Here is an 18,057-nt window from a genome sequence, read left to right on the forward strand (position 1 = left end):
CCCGATGTGACGTGCGCAACAATCGATCCATGGCAACACCGCGTCACGTCCTCGATCCTCGCCGTCCGATGGACGTTCGCCGCCAGTCGGTCGTCAACCTCTGGGACTTCCTGGTGCGTCGCGGTGTCGCCGACACGACGCGTACGCCCTCGGAGATCATTGACAGCGGTCGGACCCTCGAACTCCACCGGTACGTCGCCCGCGGCGAGACGGACGGCCGACCGGTCCTGCTCGTGCCACCGCTCGGCGCGCAGGCTTCGTGCTTCGACCTGCGGCAGGGCCTGTCGCTGGCGTCGGACTTCGTCGAGCGCGGGCGTCCGACGTATCTGGTCGACTACGGCCCGCTGAAGGGCGCTGACGCCAAGGTCGGCATTGAACACTTCGTCAACGACGTACTCCCCCGGGCGATCCAGAAGGTCTCCGAGGATGCAGGGGGACAGGACGTCCACCTCGTCGGCTGGTGCATGGGCGGGCTGCTGTCGATCGGCACCACGGCCGTCTACCCGGATCTCCCGATTCGTACGGTCGCCATGGTCGCGAGTCCGTTCGACATGTCGAAGAACCCGATGCTCAAGCCGATCCGGGCGATCGGCAAGGTGACCGGCGGTCGGATCATGGGCACGGTCATCAAGGCCGCGGGATCAGTGCCGGCGCCGGCAGTGAGTCTGGCGTTCAAGGCGACCGCACTGCCGACGTATCTGAAGAAGCCGAAGACCTTGTGGACCCGGCGGGAGGACCGCGACTTCCTCGGTCAGATCCAGGCCGTCGACGAGATCATGAACAACATGTTCGCCTACCCGGGCCGGGCCACGATGCAGCTCTACCAGCGGATGGCGATCCGCAATGAGCTGGCCACCGGCAAGGTGCAGGGACCGACCCACCTGGTGGATCTCGCCACCATCACAGTGCCGGTGATGAACGCGGCGGGCATGACGGACGTGCTCGTTCCGGAGGGGGTCGCACATCACGTCGGCGCGCTCGTGCCGAATTCACCCGACGTACGCCTTCCGCTGGTGCCCGGCGGTCACCTCGGCGCGCTCACCGGTACGAAGGCGCCCGAGACGACCTGGACGTACATCAACGACTTCATCGCCGATCACGACGTGGCGTGAGCCCTGCCGCGCCGGATCGAGGCTCGATCACGGGGCAATTCGAACGCAGGGCAAGACGAACGCTGCGAAACCTGTCGCGGCATCTTCAGTTCGCCCTAAGTTATGAGGGGTCGAGGTGACCCCCGTCACATCGCGGTTCTAAGGCGAGACATTGAGCACTGAGAACTCCACCGCCGTGGTGGCCGCGTGGCGAACTGCGGCGAGAACCGATGCCGCCGGTGCCGCGGACGCCGCCTGGGACCGCATCCTCGAACTGCAGACCCTGGGCGCAGAGGACCGCAACGGCGCCGACGAACAGCTCAACGAGTTGTTCCGCGCTGGCTCTCCGGCCACCGGCCTCGACGGCCCGACCGACGGGATCCTGGTCCTCACCACGACGAGCGCGGTGACCGATGTCGCGCTCCGCAAGCTCACCTCTGCGTGGATGCCGTGGGAGGGCAAGCGATTCCACGCCGACACCCAGACCGGCGACAACCGGATGACGGAACAGTCGGTCGTGGTCAGCAAGGTGCTGTGGCCGCTGTACGCCATGAAGGGCAAGCAGGGCGAGCGGATCGCGTTCGACTTCCAGACGTACGTCGAGAGTGGCAAGGACGATCCCGACCGCGAGGTCCTGGTGATCGACTACGCCGACCTGGCCCAGAACCCGCGCCTGCTCATCCGCAGCATCCGCGACGAGCTCGTCGAGCTGGTGCCGGGTACGTACCTCGGCAAGATCCTGCTCCGGCTGCCGACCGGCTCCTACCTCAAACTTGGCTACTTCGCTCTGCGTACCGACCCCACACAGGAGGACTGATGAAGCCCCAGCTCAACCCCCTCAACCCGCTCGGCCTGCAGTGGTACGAGCACCCGTCGCTGACGCTGCAGCTCGCCAACCTCTCCAGGGAGCGCAACGACCTGCGCGAGCACAACCTCTTCGAGGGCGAGGACATGCGCCCCGACGACACCCCGGAGGCGACCGACGAGGCGATCCGCGCGCGTACTCCTGAGGGCGACTTCAACGACCTCGGCTGCCCGCACATGGGCGCCAAGGGCACCGGTTTCGGCCGCAACGTCCCGATCGAGAAGACGGTCGTGGACCGCAAGAACCTGCTCAACCCCGACCCGCGCGAGATCAGCCGTCGCCTGATGGCACGGGACACGTTCAAGCCCGCCGGCATCCTCAACGCGCTCGGCGCGGCCTGGCTGCAGTTCGAGAACCACAACTGGTTCTTCCACGGCAACGGCGACCCGACCAAGTTCATCTCGATCCCGCTCCAGGCCGGCGATGACTTCCCGGAGAACCCGATGGTCATCCGGGACACGATCCCGATGCACGGCGAGATCAAGGACGGCTGCCCGGCACCGGTGTTCGCGAACGCCGAGACCCACTGGTGGGACGGCTCGCAGATCTACGGCAGTGGCCAGGAGAAGCAGGCAGGAATGCGTACGTTCTCCGGCGGCAAGATCAAGGTCGACGACAACGGTCGCCTCTTCAAGAGCGACATCCCGGGCGTGGACCTGACGGGCATGCAGGAGAACTACTGGTTCGGACCCGGCCTGCTGCACACGCTCTTCTCGCGCGAGCACAACACCGTCGTCGAGGCGATTGCCAAGGCGCACCCGGATCTGTCGGACCAGCGTCTCTTCGAGCTCGGCGTCCTGGTCGTCTCGGCGCTGATCGCCAAGATCCACACGGTCGAATGGACCCCGTGCGTACTGCGCCACCCGGCGCTGCAGATCGGCATGAGCGCCAACTGGTACGGAGCCCTCGGCGAGACCTTCCGCGACAAGGTCGGCCGCATCGGCGACTCCGAGGCGCTGTCGGGCATCGTCGGATCTGCGACGGACCACCACTCGGCACCGTTCTCGCTGACCGAGGAGTTCGTATCTGTCTACCGGATGCACCCACTCATCCCCGACGACTGGTCGTTCTTCTCCCTCGAGAGCGGCGAGCACAAGTTCGACAAATACTTCACCGACATCCAGGGCATGCACACCCGCGACTTCATGGACAGCCTGCAGATGGGTGACATGTGGTACTCGATCGGCAAGGCGAGCGCCGGCGCGGTCTGCCTGAAGAACTACCCGAACTCGCTACGGAACCTGACCCGTATCGATGGCCAGGTCACCGACCTGGCGACCCTCGACATCGTCCGTGACCGTGAGCGTGGCGTGCCGCGTTACAACGACTTCCGCGAGGCGCTGCGGATGCCGCGTCGCAAGAAGTTCACCGACATCACGCCGAACAAGGAATGGGCGAAGGAGATCGCCGAGATCTACAACGGTGACGTCGACGCCGTCGACCTCCAGATCGGTATGCAGGCCGAGCAGCCGCCGAAGGGCTTCGGCTTCTCCGACACCGCGTTCCGGATCTTCATCCTGATGGCCTCACGCCGCCTCAAGAGCGACCGGTTCTTCACCAAGGACTTCCGCCCGGAGGTCTACACCAAGACCGGCTTCGACTGGGTCAACGACAACTCGATGAAGGACGTCCTGCTCCGGCACTACCCGGAGCTCGAGCCGGTCATCGGCGACGTCGAGCGCGTCTTCGCACCGTGGCACGAGCTCGGCGCGGCCGAGCCTGGCAAGAAGCCGCTCATCGTTCGCACCGCGGACACGGTGAAGTCCTACCTCCCGTTCGGCTGATCCCATGACCGACCCAGTCTCCGACTCGTTCGACGTGCGCGTACTCGCTGCCCTTCTGGACGGCGAGTACGCGGCGTTGCGTACTCGCGTCAAGCAACTGCTCATTGAGAACGCCGACCTCATCACGGACTCGACCGAATGGCCGAAGGAGGTCTATCGCGAGCGGGTACGCGACGTGGTGCTCGAGGCGGCGAAGACTGGGCTCACCGGATCCGGATTCCCGGTCGAGTACGGCGGACTCGACGACTTCGGGGGCAACGTGGCAGCGTTCGAGACGATGGCTCTCGGTGACCTGTCGGTGCTGGTGAAGTTCGGGGTCCAGTTCGGACTGTTCGGCGGGGCGATCCACCAACTCGGCACCAAGCGCCACCACGACGCCTACCTGGCCGACATCGCCAGCGCGCGGCTGCTCGGCGCGTTCGCGATGACCGAGACCGGACACGGCTCCAACGTGCAGGCGCTCGGCACCACGGCGAGGTACGACTCGGCGACTCAGGAGTTCGTCATCAACACCCCGGACGAGGCCTCCCGCAAGGAGTACATCGGCAACGCCGCGTGTCACGGCGAGGCGGCTGCGGTGTTCGCGCAGTTGATCGTCGACGGCGAGAACCATGGGGTGCACGCACTGTTCGTGCCCCTGCGCCGCAAGGGCAAGACGCTGCCGGGCGTGAGGATCGAGGACTGCGGGCCCAAGCTCGGCCTCAACGGGGTCGACAACGGACGGATCTGGTTCGACCACGTACGCGTGCCGCGGGAGAACCTCCTCAACCGCTACGCCGACGTGAGCCCCGAGGGTGCCTACAGCTCCTCGATCGAGAACCCCGACCGCCGGTTCTTCACCATGCTCGGCACGCTCGTGCAGGGCCGTGTCTGCGTCGGGGGCGGCGGCATCCAGGCCACCAAGGTCGCGTTGACGATCGCCACCCGGTATGCGGATGCGCGTCGGCAGTTCGGCGTCCCCGGCAAGCCGGAGGTTCTGCTCCTGGACTACGGCCAGCACCAGCGTCGCCTGCTCCCGCTGATCGCGAGGACGTACGCCCTGCACTTCGGTCAGGAGCGGCTCGCGCGCGACTTCAAGGAGATCTTCAGCGACCCGGACGCCTCGGAGCGGCGCCGACGGGCGTTGGAGTCGCGGGCCGCCGCGACCAAGGCCCTGGGCACCTGGCACGCCACCAACGCGATCCAGGAATGCCGTGAGGCGTGCGGCGGCGCCGGCTATCTGGCCATCAACCGCTTCGCGGCCCTCAAGGCCGACACCGACGTGTTCACCACGTTCGAAGGCGACAACACGATCCTGTTGCAGCTGGTCGGCAAAGGCCGATTGACCGACCTGCGCGACGAGTTCGGTTCGCTCGACGGGGTTGCGGTCGCGCGGTTCGTGGGTCGGCAGGCGATCGAGACGCTCGCCGAGAAGACGATCGCTCGCGCGGTGATCGAGCGCGTACGCGATGCCGCCCGCGGTCATGACGAGGCCGAACCGGGCGGAGACCTGCTCGATCACGACTACCAGTTGGCGATGTTGCGTACCCGCGAGGAACGGACCACCTCCAGCGTCGCCCGCCGGTTGAAGGGCGGCATGGACGCCGGAGGCGACCCGGCCGAGGTCTTCAGCCGTTGCCAGCACCACCTCCTCGCGGCGGCTGCGGCACACGGCGAACGGATCGTGTTCGAGGCGTTCCTGACCAAGGTCCAGGCGATGCCTGAGGGCCCTGAGCGCGATGTCATGTCACAGGTCGCCAGTCTGCACGCGTTGTCGGAGATCGAGCGCGATCGTGCCTGGTGGCTGGAGCGTGGGCGGTTGTCGACCGAACGCGCCAAGTCGATCACCCGCGCCGTCGACATGCTCTGTCGGGATCTGCGCCGGGTCGCGGTTCCGCTGGTCGACGCGTTCGGCGTACCTGACGAACTCCTCCCCGAACTTCTCCCCTAGCCTCTCTTCCCCACGATTCAGGAGACCTGTGATGGCCCAAGACTTCAAGCACGCCTCGATCATCGAAGGTGTCCGATTCACCGCCCAGGTCGGCATCCCGAACGTGGCCCAGGGACTCTTCAAGAAGCGTGAGGCCGTCGTCGGAGCCGTCGCCAAGGTCCCGGCGGAGAAGCTGGCGTACGACCTGGTCGCGAAACTCGCCGCGAAGTACGGCCCGAACCCGTTCTGGGTCCGGGTCGGGGCCGAGGAGACGCTCCTGCTGACCCACCCCGAGGACATCGAGACAGTGCTGGGCGGGAGCCCGTCACCGTTCGCTCCGGACCCGGACGCCAAGAAGAAGGGGATGACGGCTTTCCAGCCAAATGCCCTGTCGATCTCCCGCGGCGACCTGTGGGCCAATCGTCGTGCCTTCGCTGATGCGGTGCTGCAGCCGGGCGCCCCGACGCACGCCCTCGCCAAGCGCTTCGCCGCGCTGGCGGTCGAGGCGGCCGACCAACTCGTCGCAGCCGGTGAGCCGGTGACGTTCGACGCGGTGAACGAGTCGTTCCAGCGGCTGACCCGACGCGTCGTCTTCGGGGACGCCGCTGCCGATGACACGGCCCTGACTGAGCAGCTGGGTGAGCTGATGGCGGCCGGCAACAAGATGCCGGGCGCTCCTGCGGCCGGGTACGACGACTTCCATGCCCGGATCGCCGCGTACGTCGCCTCGCCCGACCCGGACGCGCTGACCGGCATGATCCCGAGCGCTCCGTCGGACGGCCAGACCGACGTCCCGGGGCAGTTGATCCACTGGATGTTCGCCATGGGCGACACCCTCCCGGCGAACCTGTACCGCGCACTCGGAGCGTTGGCCACCCACCCGACGGCACTGGAGCGCGTACGCGCCGAGATCGGCACGAAGAAGCTGACCACGGTCTCCACGGTCGCCGACTCCACCTACCTCGCCGGCTGCATCCTCGAAGCGATGCGGTTGTGGCCGACCACCGGCCTGTTCGGCAGAGTGCAGGAGACCGAGGTGCGCTGGAAGAACGGCGAGAAGACCCCGGCGGGCACGCCGCTGCTGATCCACAACCTCTTCAACCATCGCAACCGCGACCGGATCCCGTTCGCGGACCGGTACGCCCCCGAGGAGTGGTCCGAGGGCACGGCCGGTCAGGACTGGTCGTTCAACTTCTTCAGCCATGGGCCGCAGGGGTGCCCCGGCGCTGGCTTGTCGATCTTCCTCGGCCAGGCGTTCCTCGGCCAGCTCGTGATCACGACGACGCCGACGCTCCAGAGCGGTCCGAAGCTGTCCTGGGCGACCCCACTGCCCTACACGTTCGACATCTACGCCACCACGATCGGCCTCGCCTCCCTCTGAGGGTTCTCCCCCACGGTGGGTGGCCGCATAAACTCGCGCGGTGCGCGCCAACAACGATCAGCCTCTCGACGGCATCGACCCCGTGGAGTTGGCGACCACTCTCAAGGTGCTCCGCGAGTTGCACCGGCTGGATCCCGAGCACCCCGACGTCCAGACGGTGAAGCACGCGACCGGCTACATGTGGAAGCTGCTCAAGAAGTCGCGCCGCCTGGCGATCCGCGAGGACCGCGCGAACCACGACACCGAGATCATCGAGAGCACTGCGACCGGGTCCGCCCAACGGATCGACGACGAGACTGCCGGGATCCCGCTGGTCTCGACCGCGAAGGGCGCTGTCGCCGGCGAACTGCTGAAGTCGCGCGGCTGCTACATCTGCAAGGCCGACTACACCCAGGTCGACGCGTTCTATCACTGGCTGTGCCCCGACTGCGCGGCGATGAGCCACACCAAACGCGACCAGCGCACCGATCTGACCGGCAAGCGCGCCCTGCTGACCGGCGGGCGGGCCAAGATCGGGATGTACATCGCACTGCGGTTGCTCCGCGACGGCGCCCACCTCACCCTCACGACGCGCTTCCCCAAGGATGCGGTCCGTCGCTTCTCCTCCATGGAGGACAGCGCCGACTGGCTGCACCGGCTCAAGGTCGTCGGGATCGACCTGCGCGACCCCACCCAGGTGGTCGCGCTCACCGATGAGGTCGCCGCCGACGGCCCGCTCGACATCATCATCAACAACGCGTGCCAGACCGTACGCCGCCTGCCCGGGGCGTACTCGAACCTGATCGACGGGGAGAACGCACCCCTGCCGGGCGGCATCGACCTTCCGGAGATGATCACCTTCGACCGGATCTCGGAGGCCCACCCGGCGGCTCTTGCCTCGGCGCTGGCCTCCACCCAGATCGCCCACCACGAGGGCGAGACCACCGAGCAGGCGCTGGCGGCCCACAACGCGGCCTCACTCACCCAGCTCGCACTGAAGGCGGGAGGCGCCTCGCTCGAGGCGCACCTGGCCGGGACCGCGATCGACGCGGGCGGGCTGATCCCGGACGTCCAGATCAACAACTCCTGGACCCAGGTCCTGGACGAGGTTGACCCGTTGGAGCTGCTCGAGGTCCAGTTCTGCAACTCGATCGCGCCGTTCCTGATCAACTCCCGACTCCGGCCGGCGATGCGCGCCGCCGTCCAGAACGGTGCGCGCCGGGCGTACATCGTCAATGTCTCGGCGATGGAGGGGCAGTTCTCCCGCCGTTACAAGGGCGCCGGGCACCCGCACACCAACATGGCCAAGGCTGCGCTCAACATGATGACGCGTACGTCCGCGGGCGAACTGTTCGAGACCGACCAGATCCTGATGACCGCCGTCGACACCGGCTGGATCACCGACGAGCGGCCGCACTACGAGAAGCTGCGGATCGCTGCCGAGGGGTGGCACGCGCCGCTCGATCTGGTCGACGGTGCCGCACGGGTCTATGACCCGATCGTCCAGGGCGAGGCCGGAGTCGACCTCTACGGCGCATTCCTCAAGGACTACCAGCCCTCCCCCTGGTGAGCCCCCGCCCACCATGGAGCAGACGTGGAAGGATCGATCCATGTCCGAACCCGTCGCTCGCCTCGCCGTCCTCATTGACGCCGACAACACCTCTCCGAAGCACGCCGCGGACATCCTCGACGAGTTGGCGCAGTACGGCCGCGCCACCGTCAAGCGGGCGTACGGCGACTGGACGACATCGCAGCTCTCCGGCTGGAAGTCCGCGCTCAACGAGAACGCGATCGCACCAGTGCAGCAGTTCGCGTACACCACCGGGAAGAACGCCACCGACGGTGCGTTGATCATCGACGCCATGGACCTGCTCTACTCCGGCGACGTGGACGGCTTTGCGATCGTCTCCAGCGACAGCGACTTCACGGGACTGGCGACGCGCCTGCGGGCCTCGGGCAAGATCGTGTACGGCCTCGGCCTGCGCAAGACCCCGGCGTCCCTGGTCAAGGCGGTCGATCGCTTCATCTACCTCGAACTGCTGGGCGACCAGCCGTCGACCTCGACCGAGCCCTCCAGCGATGCGGCCGACCTGCCGAATCTGCAGAGCATCCTCACCAAGGCGATCAACCGCGCCGCCGGCGACGATGGCACCGCGAACCTCGGCGCCATCGGAAGCCAGCTCCGCGCCGCCAACGCGTCGTTCGACCCTCGGCTCTACGGATTCGATCGGCTGATCGCGCTGGTCAAGGCGCAGCCGTACGTGACGGTCACCGGCACCGGATCGGCGACGAAGGTGGCGCTCAAGAGATCCACGAAGGCCAAGTCGTAGCGATCCTCGAGTGAGTGTCAGGGACAGCCGACAGCGACACTCAAGGCGTCACACACGGAGTGCATCCGCGTACCCGACAAAGACCCGAGACGATCCGTCAGCTGTGCAAGCGAGACGTTGAGGACGGAGTCGAGTCCCACGACGCAGCGCTGCGGCACAGGATCCTCGCCCGGCTCCAGCACAACCTCGGTCGGCAACCCGCGAATGGTCGTGGTGCACGGCGCGACGATGGCCCGTCCGAGGCGAGGAATCGTGGCGTCACGCGACAGCACCACGACGGGTCGACGAGGGAAGTCCGGGGCTTCGCACCACCAGACCTCACCACGACTCGGCCGGACCACCATGCGCCTTCCCAGCAGCGTCGAGGAAACCAGGCAGCGATCCCCACGCATCCGGGACCGCGTACTCGACCGCGGCATAGGAAACGTCGATGCGCCGATCAATCTCGGCAGCACGATGCTCGGCAAGAAGGGCAACCAGAGCACGCTCCATGACGGTCGAATCCTTCGCTCCGTTGCAACAGGCGCGCGCACGGATCAAGAGATCCTCATCCACCGTCGTACTGATCCGGAGCCGCGTCATGCCACAAACGTAGCACGACAGTGGCATGTTCCCGAGGTCGTGCTCAGGTCGCTGCTCAGCGCTTCTTGGCGTCGCGCTTCATCACAGCGCTGATCGCCGTGTCGAGTACGCCGGGGGCAAACCGGTTCATCCGGGTCGCCAGGTGCGCGTCCACCCCGATCAGGTAGCGGATCCGGGGCTTCTTGGCCTCGATCGCCTTGCGAATGATCGCCGCTGCCTTCTCGGCAGGGATCGCCATCTTCGCGGCCGTCTGACCCTGGTCCAGCGCCCACGCCATGCCCTTGCCGTACACGGCCTCGGCCTCCGGCCCGAAGTCCTGGACCGCAGGGTCCAGACCCTTCTCCCAGATCGAGGTGGCGATGCCGCCGGGTTCGATCAGGACCACGTCGACGCCGAGCGGGCGGAGCTCGTGCCGCCAGGCATCGGCGAGGCCCTCGATCGCATGCTTGGAGGAGGAGTACGGGCTCATGAACGGCGGCGCGAACTTGCCAGTGGTCGAACTGGTGAACAAGATCCGGCCCTTCGCCTGCCGGATGAGCGGGAGGACCGACTGCGTCACCGCGATGTGGCCGAACAGGTTCGCCTCGAACACGTCGCGGAACTGCTGCAACGGGATGAACTCAGCCGGCCCGGACGCGGGAACGCCGGCATTGTTGAAGAGGACGTCGAGACCGTGATCGCCGACCTCCTTCGCCACGACCTTCGCCACCGCATCGATGCTCGACTGTTGGGTGATGTCGACATGCACCGGCAGGATCGATCCGTGCTCGGCACGCAGCGCCTCAGCCGCCTGCTGCGTGCGTACGCCGGCAAGGACTCGCCATCCTGCGCCCGCCATCGCGATCGCAGTGGCACGGCCGATGCCGCTGGAGGCACCCGTGATGTAGATCGTCTTCGTCATGGCACCAGTCTGCTGCCGCACAGCCGAAAGGTGAAGGAATCACCCTCGAGTGGTGAGGTCAGGCAGCGGCGAGCACCACGTGCGACCACGTCCCGGCAATTTCGGGGTCATACCTACGATCTCGCACCGAATTTCCTCACCTTTCGAGGGTGATTCCTTCACCTTTCGGCGCTTACTCCCAGGCGGCGCTACGCGCCGCTGGTCATTCGTTCGGCGCGCTCGAGCGAGCAAGCTCGCTCGGCGACCTCACTTCATTCCCATTCGATGGTGCCCGGAGGCTTGGAGGTGATGTCGACGGTCACCCGGTTGATCTCGCGGACCTCGTTGGTGATCCGGGTCGAGATCTTCTCGAGCAACTCGTACGGCAACCGTGCCCAGTCGGCCGTCATCGCGTCCTCGGAGGTCACCGGTCGGAGCACGACGGGATGGCCGTACGTACGACCGTCGCCCTGCACACCTACCGAGCGGACATCGGCCAGGAGCACGACCGGCATCTGCCAGATGTCGCGGTCCAGACCGGCGGCGGACAGCTCCTCGCGGGCGATGGCGTCGGCCTCACGCAGGATGTCGAGGCGCTCGCGCGTGACCTCGCCGATGATGCGGATGCCGAGACCCGGGCCTGGGAACGGCTGCCGGTGGACGATCACGTCAGGAAGGCCGAGTTGGGCGCCGACGGCGCGTACCTCGTCCTTGAAGAGCTCACGGAGCGGCTCGACGAGTTCGAACTCGAGGTCCTCCGGCAGGCCACCCACGTTGTGGTGCGACTTGATCGTCGCAGCGCCGGCTCCGTGACCGGATTCGACGACATCCGGGTAGAGCGTCCCCTGCACCAGGAAACCGACCGTCGTGCCCTCGGGGGCTGCAGCGATGATGTCGGCCTGCGCCGCTTCGAACGAGCGAATGAACTCGCGGCCGATGATCTTGCGCTTCGCCTCCGGCTCCGAGACGCCGGCAAGGGCATCCAGGAACTGCTTCTCGGCATCGACCACGACGAGCTTGGCTCCGGTCGCGGCGACGAAGTCGCGCTCGATCTGCTCGGTCTCGTCCTTGCGCATCAGACCGTGGTCGACGTACACGCAGGTCAGTCGGTCACCGATCGCCTTGGTGACGATCGCAGCCGCGACAGCCGAGTCCACACCGCCGGACAGGCCACAGATGGCGCGGCCCTCGGTGCCGATCTGCTCCTTGATCCGGGCGATCTGCTCCTCGGCGATGTTGCCGATGGTCCAGGTCTGGCGGCACTTCGCGATGTCCCACAGGAAGTGCTCGAGCACCCGCTGACCGTGCTCGCTGTGCAGCACCTCGGGGTGCCACTGCACCCCGGCCATCGACCGGGTCGTGTCCTCGAACGCCGCCACCGGGGTGCCCTCGGACGAGGCCAGCACGGTGAAGCCGTCCGGAGCCTTCGAGACCGAGTCGCCGTGAGACATCCAGACACTGTGCGCAGGCGGGATGTCGGAGAGCAGCGTGCCACCTGCACCGACCGAGACCGGAGTGCGGCCGTACTCCCGAGCGCCGTTGTTGTCGACGGTGCCACCGAGGCCCAGAGCCATCAACTGGAAGCCGTAACACATGCCGAAGACGGGAAGCCCGGCATGGAACAGGGCGTTGTCGATCGACGGCGCGCCCGGCTCGTACACGCTCGACGGCCCGCCCGACAGGATGATCGCGGCAGGCTTCCGCGCCAGCATCTCTGCGACAGGCATGGTGTGCGGGACGATCTCGGAGTAGACCTTCGCCTCACGGACGCGCCGCGCGATGAGTTGGGCGTACTGAGCACCGAAATCGACGACGAGGACCAGGTCGTGCTCAGACACCGTGCGTGCGGGGGTCGTCATGCCCAGATCCTAGGGGATTCGCGGGCCCGGACTGCAGCGGGCGGCCATGCCCCTCACTGCACTACCCCGGGATGTCGGCACCCAGCCGGAGGGAGGGTGGCGGGCGCCGACGTCCCGAGGGACAGCCCGGATCACCAGTGGAGGGTGGTGGTCCCGAGCCACCTGCTCCAACGACGACCCGAAACCCGGAGTTACGGGTGATTTCCGGGGTGAGTCCGCTCAGGAGACCCCGACGATCGGCAACCTCAGGGCTGCCGGAGCCGTCGGCGGGACGGCCGGTGCGTTCGGCGGCACGGGCTGCAGGCGTACGTACGCCTCCCCCACCGCCGGGCGCGTGTCTTCCTCACCCTTGTTGGGCCAGAACGACATCGCCCGCTCCGCCTGGGTGGCGATGGTGAGCGACGGGTTCACGCCGAGGTTGGCGGAGATGGTCGAGCCATCGACGATGTGCAGACCCTCGTAGCCGTACAAACGCTGGTACGGGTCGACGACGCCGGTGTCGGGCGAGTCGCCGATCGCGCAACCACCGATGAAGTGTGCGGTCATCGGGACGTTGAAAGGCTCTCCCATGGTGCCGCCGGCATAGCCCTCGCCGTTCTCGGTCGACATGTGCTTGGCCATCAGGCGGGCACCGTCGTTGGCGACCGGGATCCAGGTCGGGTTCGGCTCACCGTGACCCTGCTTGGACGACAAGGTGTAGCCGAACGGGGTCTTCTTCGGGAAGACGGTGATCGAGTTGTCCTTGGCCTGCATGACCAGCAGCACGATCATCCGCTCCGACCAGTGCTTGAAGTCGTAGAGCTTCGAGATGTTCCTGCGCTGGGACCACATCTCCTTGCCCCACCGGCCCAAGCGGCCCGGACCACCGTCGGTGAGCACCGTGGTGAGCAGCGACATCGAGTTCGAGCCGTGGCCGTACCTGACCGGTTCGAAGTGCGTGTGCGCATCCGGGTGGATCGAGGAGGTGATCGCCACCCCCTCGGAGTAGTCGATCTGCAGGTCGGGTGCGATCGCGCCGAGGATCGCCTCGGAGTTAGTACGCGTCAGCTCGCCGAGCCGGTCCGAGATCATCGGGAGGTCGCCAGTGGCCTTCAGCTTGTGCAGCAGCTTCTGCGTGCCGATCGCGGCGGCGCTGAAGATGACCTGGTCAGCGGTGAAGGTCTTGACCGCGGTACGACGCGACAACTTCGCCTTCGTCCAGCGGGTGTGCACCTCGTACCCGCCGCCGGACCGCGGGACGACGCGCGTCACCGTGGTCAGGGGGTGGATCTCGGCGCCGTTCTTCTCGGCCAGGTAGAGGTAGTTCTTGACCAGGGTGTTCTTGGCGTTGTGCCGGCATCCGGACATGCACTCACCGCAGTTGGTGCAGGTCGTACGCGCCGGGCCTTCTCCGCCGAAGTACGGATCGGCGACATCCTGGCCGCGGGGGCCGTCCGTGTCACCGAAGAAGACGCCCACCGGAGTGGCGTGATAGCTGTCCGCCACACCGAGATCCGCGGCGACCTTCTTCATGATCTGGTCGGCCGGGGTCTCGTACGGGTTGATGACGACGCCGAGCATCCGCTTGGCCTGGTCGTAGTACGGCGAGAGCTCCGACTTCCAGTCGGTGATGTGAGCCCACGACTTGTCGTTGTAGAACGGGTCGAGCGGTTCGTACAACGTGTTGGCGTAGACCAACGACCCGCCGCCGACGCCCGCGCCGGCGAGGATGACTGCGTCCTTGACCATGTCGATGCGCTGGATGCCGTAGCAGCCGGCCTCAGGGCGGAAGAGGAACTTCTTGAGGTCCCACGAGGTGGTGGCGAAGTCTTCGTCACGGAAGCGGGCGCCAGCCTCGAGGACGCCGACCTTGTAGCCCTTCTCGGTCAGGCGCAGCGCCGAGACCGACCCTCCGAAGCCCGAACCGATGATCAGGACGTCGTAGTGGTTGCTCATGCGCGTCCGACCGCCTTCAGGACCTTCATGGACAGGGTCATCACCTTGGCGTACTGCTCCTCGGAGAGGCCGAAGGACGGAGCCAACGGGACGACTGACTGGGAGGCCACGGACTGCGTCTCGGTGTACCGCAGCAGGCCCTCGGCGCCCTGACGGCGACCGGTGCCGGACTCGCGCATGCCACCCATGGGCGCATCGATGCTGGCGAAGGTCGCCGCGTACGCCTCGTTGATGTTGATCGTGCCGCACTTGACCTGCTTGGCGAGCTCGCGAGCTCGCTTGACGTCCTTCGAGAAGATCGAGCCGTTGAGGCCGTATGCACCCTCGTTGGCCAGCGAGATCGCCTCGTCCTCCGTCTTGAACCGGTAGAGCGACACCACGGGTCCGAACGTCTCGTGACCGTGGCAGGTCATCTCCGGCGTGACGCCTTCGAGGATCGTCGGCTCGAAGAAGTACGGGCTGAGGTCCGGCCTGGCCTCGCCGCCGGCCAGGACGGTGGCGCCCTTGGAACGGGCGTCCTCGACGTGGGCGACAGCGGTGTCGAGCTGGTCCTGGGAAATGAGCGAGCCCATGTCGTTCTCCCAGTCGAGCGTCGCACCCAGGGTGAGGGCCTTCGTACGCGCCACGAACTGTGCCTTGAACTCGTCGTAGACCTCGTCGGCGACGAACAGTCGCTCGATCGAGACGCAGAGCTGACCGGCGTTCGAGTACACCGCACGGACGGCACCGTCAGCTGCCTTCGCGACATCGGCGTCAGCGAGGATCAGCATCGGGTTCTTGCCGCCGAGTTCGAGCGAGCAGCCGATCAGCCGCTCCGCACACTGCTTGCCAATGAGCTTGCCGGTCGCCGTCGAACCGGTGAAGCAGATGTAGTCGGCACGCTCGATGATCTGGGTGCCGACCCGGGAGCCGGGTCCGGCCACGATGTTCCACAGACCCGCAGGGAAGCCGGCCTCATCAAGGAGTTCGGCGGCGAGAAGCGCGCTGAGCATCGTCTGAGCGTCCGGCTTCGCCACGACCGCGTTGCCCGCGGCCACCGCAGCGAGACCGTCGACCAGCGCCATCGTGAACGGGTAGTTCCACGGCGAGATGATGCCGACGATCCCCTTCGGGATCCGGTTCACGTGGACGTTGGTGAGGACCGGGAAGACACCCGGGCGCCGCGGCGAAGCCAGGTGCTTGCTCAGCGTCCGGCCGTAGTAGCGGGCCGTGAGGGCGACGTGCAGGACCTCGGCGAAGGCATCCTTGCGAGCCTTGGCCGACTCCAGCACCACGACATCGGCGATCTCGGCCTGCCGCGCGAGCACGACGTCGTGCAGCTTGAGCAGCAACCGCTCGCGCTCGCTGAACGGGGTCTGCGCCCACACCTTCTGGGCGGCCCGGGCCCGCTCGAACGCGGTCTCCACGTCGGCCTCGGTGGACTGCGGGATCTGCGCCAGCGGAGCGAGGTTGATCGGACTCGTCGCCTGCTTGGTCTCACCGGAGGTGGCGATGATCCGGTCGGTCAGACGGGTCACGTACGCCGGCTCGAGCACATACGTTGCGGTCGCGTCGTGCTCGGGGTCACGCGGACCCTCAACGAGGTGGCGCTCAGGATTGGGGGACGTCATGTCCGCAAAGATACACGGTGCGGCCCGCACTGACTACCTCGTGTTGTCGTGGCGATCGTCTCAGCGACCCTTCGGACGGGCCTCTTCCCGGAGGTGATCGCGAGCCTGCAGACGTACCTCGTCGGCTGCAGCATCGGTCACCATCTGCTGGCTGGCACGCTCGGCCGTGACGCGCTCGAGATAGTGCTCGACCTCGGCGCGTACGCGCTCGGCGTCCCAGCCCAACTCCTGGGCCATCAGCCGGGCCGCGGCCGGCGCCGCAGCCACTCCGCGGTCGAAGGTCTCCATGGAGATCCGCGTACGCCGCACCAGGACGTCATCGAGGTGCACGGCCCCCTCGTGCGTGACCGCGTAGACGACCTCGGCGGCGAGATAGTCCTCGGCACCCTCGAGGGGAAGCGCGAGCGCGCGCCGATGGTGGATCAGGTCGAGGACCTCATCGATGAGACCGCCGTAGCGACCCAGGAGATGATCGATTCGGGCGACATGGAGCCCCGACCGTCGAGCCAGCAGGACGCGCTGGTTGCTGCGGGTCTCGAAGTTCTCCGCACCGAGGAGGCGGACCTTGTCGGTGATCGACTCCTGGATCGCCTGATCGGTCGTCGTCTTCAACGAGTGCACCGCCGCGTCCACGGCGTCCTTGGCCATCACCCGATAGGTCGTCAGCTTGCCGCCCGCGATCATCACCAGGCCCGGGACCGGGGTGACCACGGTGTGCTCGCGGGAGAGCTTCGCCGTCGAGTCCGACTGGCCCGTGAGCAACGGCCGCAGGCCCGCGTACACACCCTCGACGTCCTCGTGATCGAGCGGCTCGCGCAGGATCGCGTTGACGTGGCCGAGGAGGTAGTCGATATCGGCACGGGTGGCGGCCGGGTGAGCCTTGTCATAGGTCCACGGGGTGTCAGTCGTGCCGATGATCCAGTGGCGGCCCCACGGGATCACGAAGAGGACGCTCTTCTCGGTCCGCACGATGAAGCCGGACTCGCTGCGGATCCGGTCGCGGGGCACCACCAGGTGGATCCCCTTGCTCGCCTGCACGTGCAGCGACCCGCGTCCCCCGACCAGTTCCTGGATGTCGTCTGTCCAGACCCCTGCGGCATTGACAACGACCCGAGCCCGGATGACGAACTCGACCCCGGACTCCAGATCCTTGGCGCGTACGCCGACGACCCGCTCGCCCTCGCGTACGAAGCCGATCACCTGGGTACGCGTCGCGATCTGGGCGCCGTGACGGGCTGCCGTACGCGCGATGGTGGTCACCAGACGGGCATCGTCGACCTGGGCGTCGTAGTACTGGATGGCTCCGGTGATCGCGTCGGAACGGAAGTCCGGGGCGATCCGCTGGACCGCGCGCTTGCCCAGGTGGCGGTGCCGAGGAAGGCCCATCTGACCCAGACCGCTGTGCTTACCGACGGCGGCCATTGCGTCATAGAGCAGCAGACCGGAACCGACGTAGCCGCGCTCCCAGACCGGATGGGTCAGCGGGTAGAGGAACGGGACGGGTCGTACGAGATGCGGCGCGAGCTTGGTGACCAGAAGGCCACGCTCCTGCAGCGCCTCGCGTACGAGCCCGAAATCGAGCATTTCGAGGTAGCGGAGGCCGCCGTGGACGAGCTTGCTGCTGCGGCTGCTGGTGCCGCTCGCGAGGTCACGCTGCTCGACGAGACCGGTGTTGAGCCCACGGGTGACCGCGTCGAGGGCGACGCCCGCGCCGACGATCCCGCCGCCCACCACCAGGACATCGAGTTCCGGCTCGCCAGCCGTACCGGCGAGCGCTGCGATCGCGCTCTCGCGTTGAGCAGCGTCCATGGCACCGAGGGTGGTCATGGGTGGAGCGTACGGCGTCGGGAGG

The 18,057-nt window shown here is 67.0% G+C and carries 14 protein-coding genes; 7 read left to right on the plus strand and 7 right to left on the minus strand.

Annotated elements, in window-relative coordinates:
* Positions 1-29: 29 nt before the first annotated feature.
* From KCTC_RS04670 to KCTC_RS04700, 7 genes are all read left to right on the plus strand, one after another.
* On the plus strand, positions 30-1,112 hold the full coding sequence (locus KCTC_RS04670; protein WP_125567212.1) for an alpha/beta fold hydrolase: 1,083 nt from the start codon (positions 30-32) through the stop codon (positions 1,110-1,112).
* 151 nt (positions 1,113-1,263) lie between these two features.
* A complete protein-coding gene (locus KCTC_RS04675; RefSeq protein ID WP_125567214.1) occupies positions 1,264-1,908 on the plus strand; it encodes a hypothetical protein in 645 nt (214 codons plus the stop codon).
* Positions 1,908-3,740, plus strand: coding sequence for a peroxidase family protein (locus KCTC_RS04680; RefSeq protein WP_125567216.1), 1,833 nt, complete (start codon positions 1,908-1,910; stop codon positions 3,738-3,740). Before KCTC_RS04675 ends, KCTC_RS04680 begins: the two co-directional genes overlap by 1 nt.
* A 4-nt stretch (positions 3,741-3,744) precedes the next feature.
* Positions 3,745-5,670 carry an acyl-CoA dehydrogenase family protein gene (locus KCTC_RS04685; protein ID WP_125567218.1) on the plus strand — a complete coding sequence of 642 codons (1,926 nt, stop codon included), beginning with the start codon at positions 3,745-3,747 and terminating at the stop codon, positions 5,668-5,670.
* A gap of 31 nt (positions 5,671-5,701) precedes the next feature.
* On the plus strand, positions 5,702-7,030 hold the full coding sequence (locus tag KCTC_RS04690; protein WP_125567220.1) for a cytochrome P450: 1,329 nt from the start codon (positions 5,702-5,704) through the stop codon (positions 7,028-7,030).
* 40 nt (positions 7,031-7,070) lie between these two features.
* Positions 7,071-8,579, plus strand: coding sequence for an SDR family NAD(P)-dependent oxidoreductase (locus KCTC_RS04695; RefSeq protein WP_197715249.1), 1,509 nt, complete (start codon positions 7,071-7,073; stop codon positions 8,577-8,579).
* 40 nt (positions 8,580-8,619) lie between these two features.
* Positions 8,620-9,339 (plus strand): NYN domain-containing protein, encoded by a 720-nt coding sequence (locus tag KCTC_RS04700; RefSeq protein ID WP_125567222.1) that lies wholly within the window; start codon positions 8,620-8,622, stop codon positions 9,337-9,339.
* 17 nt (positions 9,340-9,356) lie between these two features.
* On the opposite strand, the gene KCTC_RS04705 is transcribed toward KCTC_RS04700, so the two are convergent.
* From KCTC_RS04705 to KCTC_RS04735, 7 genes are all read right to left on the minus strand, one after another.
* Entirely contained in the window at positions 9,357-9,758 is a 402-nt protein-coding gene (locus KCTC_RS04705; RefSeq protein WP_331852198.1) for a type II toxin-antitoxin system PemK/MazF family toxin, read from the minus strand.
* Complete coding sequence (locus KCTC_RS04710) at positions 9,658-9,921, minus strand: hypothetical protein (RefSeq protein ID WP_125567226.1); 264 nt, start codon at positions 9,919-9,921, stop codon at positions 9,658-9,660. Before KCTC_RS04710 ends, KCTC_RS04705 begins: the two co-directional genes overlap by 101 nt.
* A gap of 55 nt (positions 9,922-9,976) precedes the next feature.
* Positions 9,977-10,822, minus strand: coding sequence for an SDR family oxidoreductase (locus KCTC_RS04715; protein ID WP_125567228.1), 846 nt, complete (start codon positions 10,820-10,822; stop codon positions 9,977-9,979).
* 251 nt (positions 10,823-11,073) lie between these two features.
* Complete coding sequence (guaA, locus tag KCTC_RS04720) at positions 11,074-12,660, minus strand: glutamine-hydrolyzing GMP synthase (protein WP_125567231.1); 1,587 nt, start codon at positions 12,658-12,660, stop codon at positions 11,074-11,076.
* A 219-nt stretch (positions 12,661-12,879) separates the two neighbouring features.
* On the minus strand, positions 12,880-14,595 hold the full coding sequence (locus KCTC_RS04725) for a GMC oxidoreductase (RefSeq protein ID WP_125567233.1): 1,716 nt from the start codon (positions 14,593-14,595) through the stop codon (positions 12,880-12,882).
* A complete protein-coding gene (locus KCTC_RS04730; protein ID WP_125567235.1) occupies positions 14,592-16,205 on the minus strand; it encodes a succinic semialdehyde dehydrogenase in 1,614 nt (537 codons plus the stop codon). The genes KCTC_RS04725 and KCTC_RS04730 overlap by 4 nt, the downstream gene beginning before the upstream one ends.
* 60 nt (positions 16,206-16,265) lie before the next feature.
* Positions 16,266-18,032, minus strand: coding sequence for a glycerol-3-phosphate dehydrogenase/oxidase (locus tag KCTC_RS04735; RefSeq protein WP_174233031.1), 1,767 nt, complete (start codon positions 18,030-18,032; stop codon positions 16,266-16,268).
* Positions 18,033-18,057: the final 25 nt, after the last annotated feature.

Origin of the sequence: Nocardioides baekrokdamisoli (assembly GCF_003945325.1) — a bacterium.
Taxonomy (GTDB): Bacteria; Actinomycetota; Actinomycetes; order Propionibacteriales; family Nocardioidaceae; genus Nocardioides; species Nocardioides baekrokdamisoli.

Excerpts from the sequence above, each read along its gene's own strand:
- KCTC_RS04730 (WP_125567235.1), bottom strand. The coding sequence starts at position 16,205 with ATGACGTCCCCCAATCCTGAGCGCCACCTCGTTGAGGGTCCGCGTGAC.
- KCTC_RS04710 (WP_125567226.1), bottom strand. The coding sequence starts at position 9,921 with ATGACGCGGCTCCGGATCAGTACGACGGTGGATGAGGATCTCTTGATC.
- KCTC_RS04705 (WP_331852198.1), bottom strand. The coding sequence starts at position 9,758 with ATGCCGCGGTCGAGTACGCGGTCCCGGATGCGTGGGGATCGCTGCCTG.
- KCTC_RS04735 (WP_174233031.1), bottom strand. The coding sequence starts at position 18,032 with ATGACCACCCTCGGTGCCATGGACGCTGCTCAACGCGAGAGCGCGATC.
- KCTC_RS04725 (WP_125567233.1), bottom strand. The coding sequence starts at position 14,595 with ATGAGCAACCACTACGACGTCCTGATCATCGGTTCGGGCTTCGGAGGG.
- KCTC_RS04690 (WP_125567220.1), top strand. The coding sequence starts at position 5,702 with ATGGCCCAAGACTTCAAGCACGCCTCGATCATCGAAGGTGTCCGATTC.
- KCTC_RS04700 (WP_125567222.1), top strand. The coding sequence starts at position 8,620 with ATGTCCGAACCCGTCGCTCGCCTCGCCGTCCTCATTGACGCCGACAAC.
- KCTC_RS04685 (WP_125567218.1), top strand. The coding sequence starts at position 3,745 with ATGACCGACCCAGTCTCCGACTCGTTCGACGTGCGCGTACTCGCTGCC.
- KCTC_RS04670 (WP_125567212.1), top strand. The coding sequence starts at position 30 with ATGGCAACACCGCGTCACGTCCTCGATCCTCGCCGTCCGATGGACGTT.
- KCTC_RS04715 (WP_125567228.1), bottom strand. The coding sequence starts at position 10,822 with ATGACGAAGACGATCTACATCACGGGTGCCTCCAGCGGCATCGGCCGT.
- guaA (WP_125567231.1), bottom strand. The coding sequence starts at position 12,660 with ATGACGACCCCCGCACGCACGGTGTCTGAGCACGACCTGGTCCTCGTC.
- KCTC_RS04680 (WP_125567216.1), top strand. The coding sequence starts at position 1,908 with ATGAAGCCCCAGCTCAACCCCCTCAACCCGCTCGGCCTGCAGTGGTAC.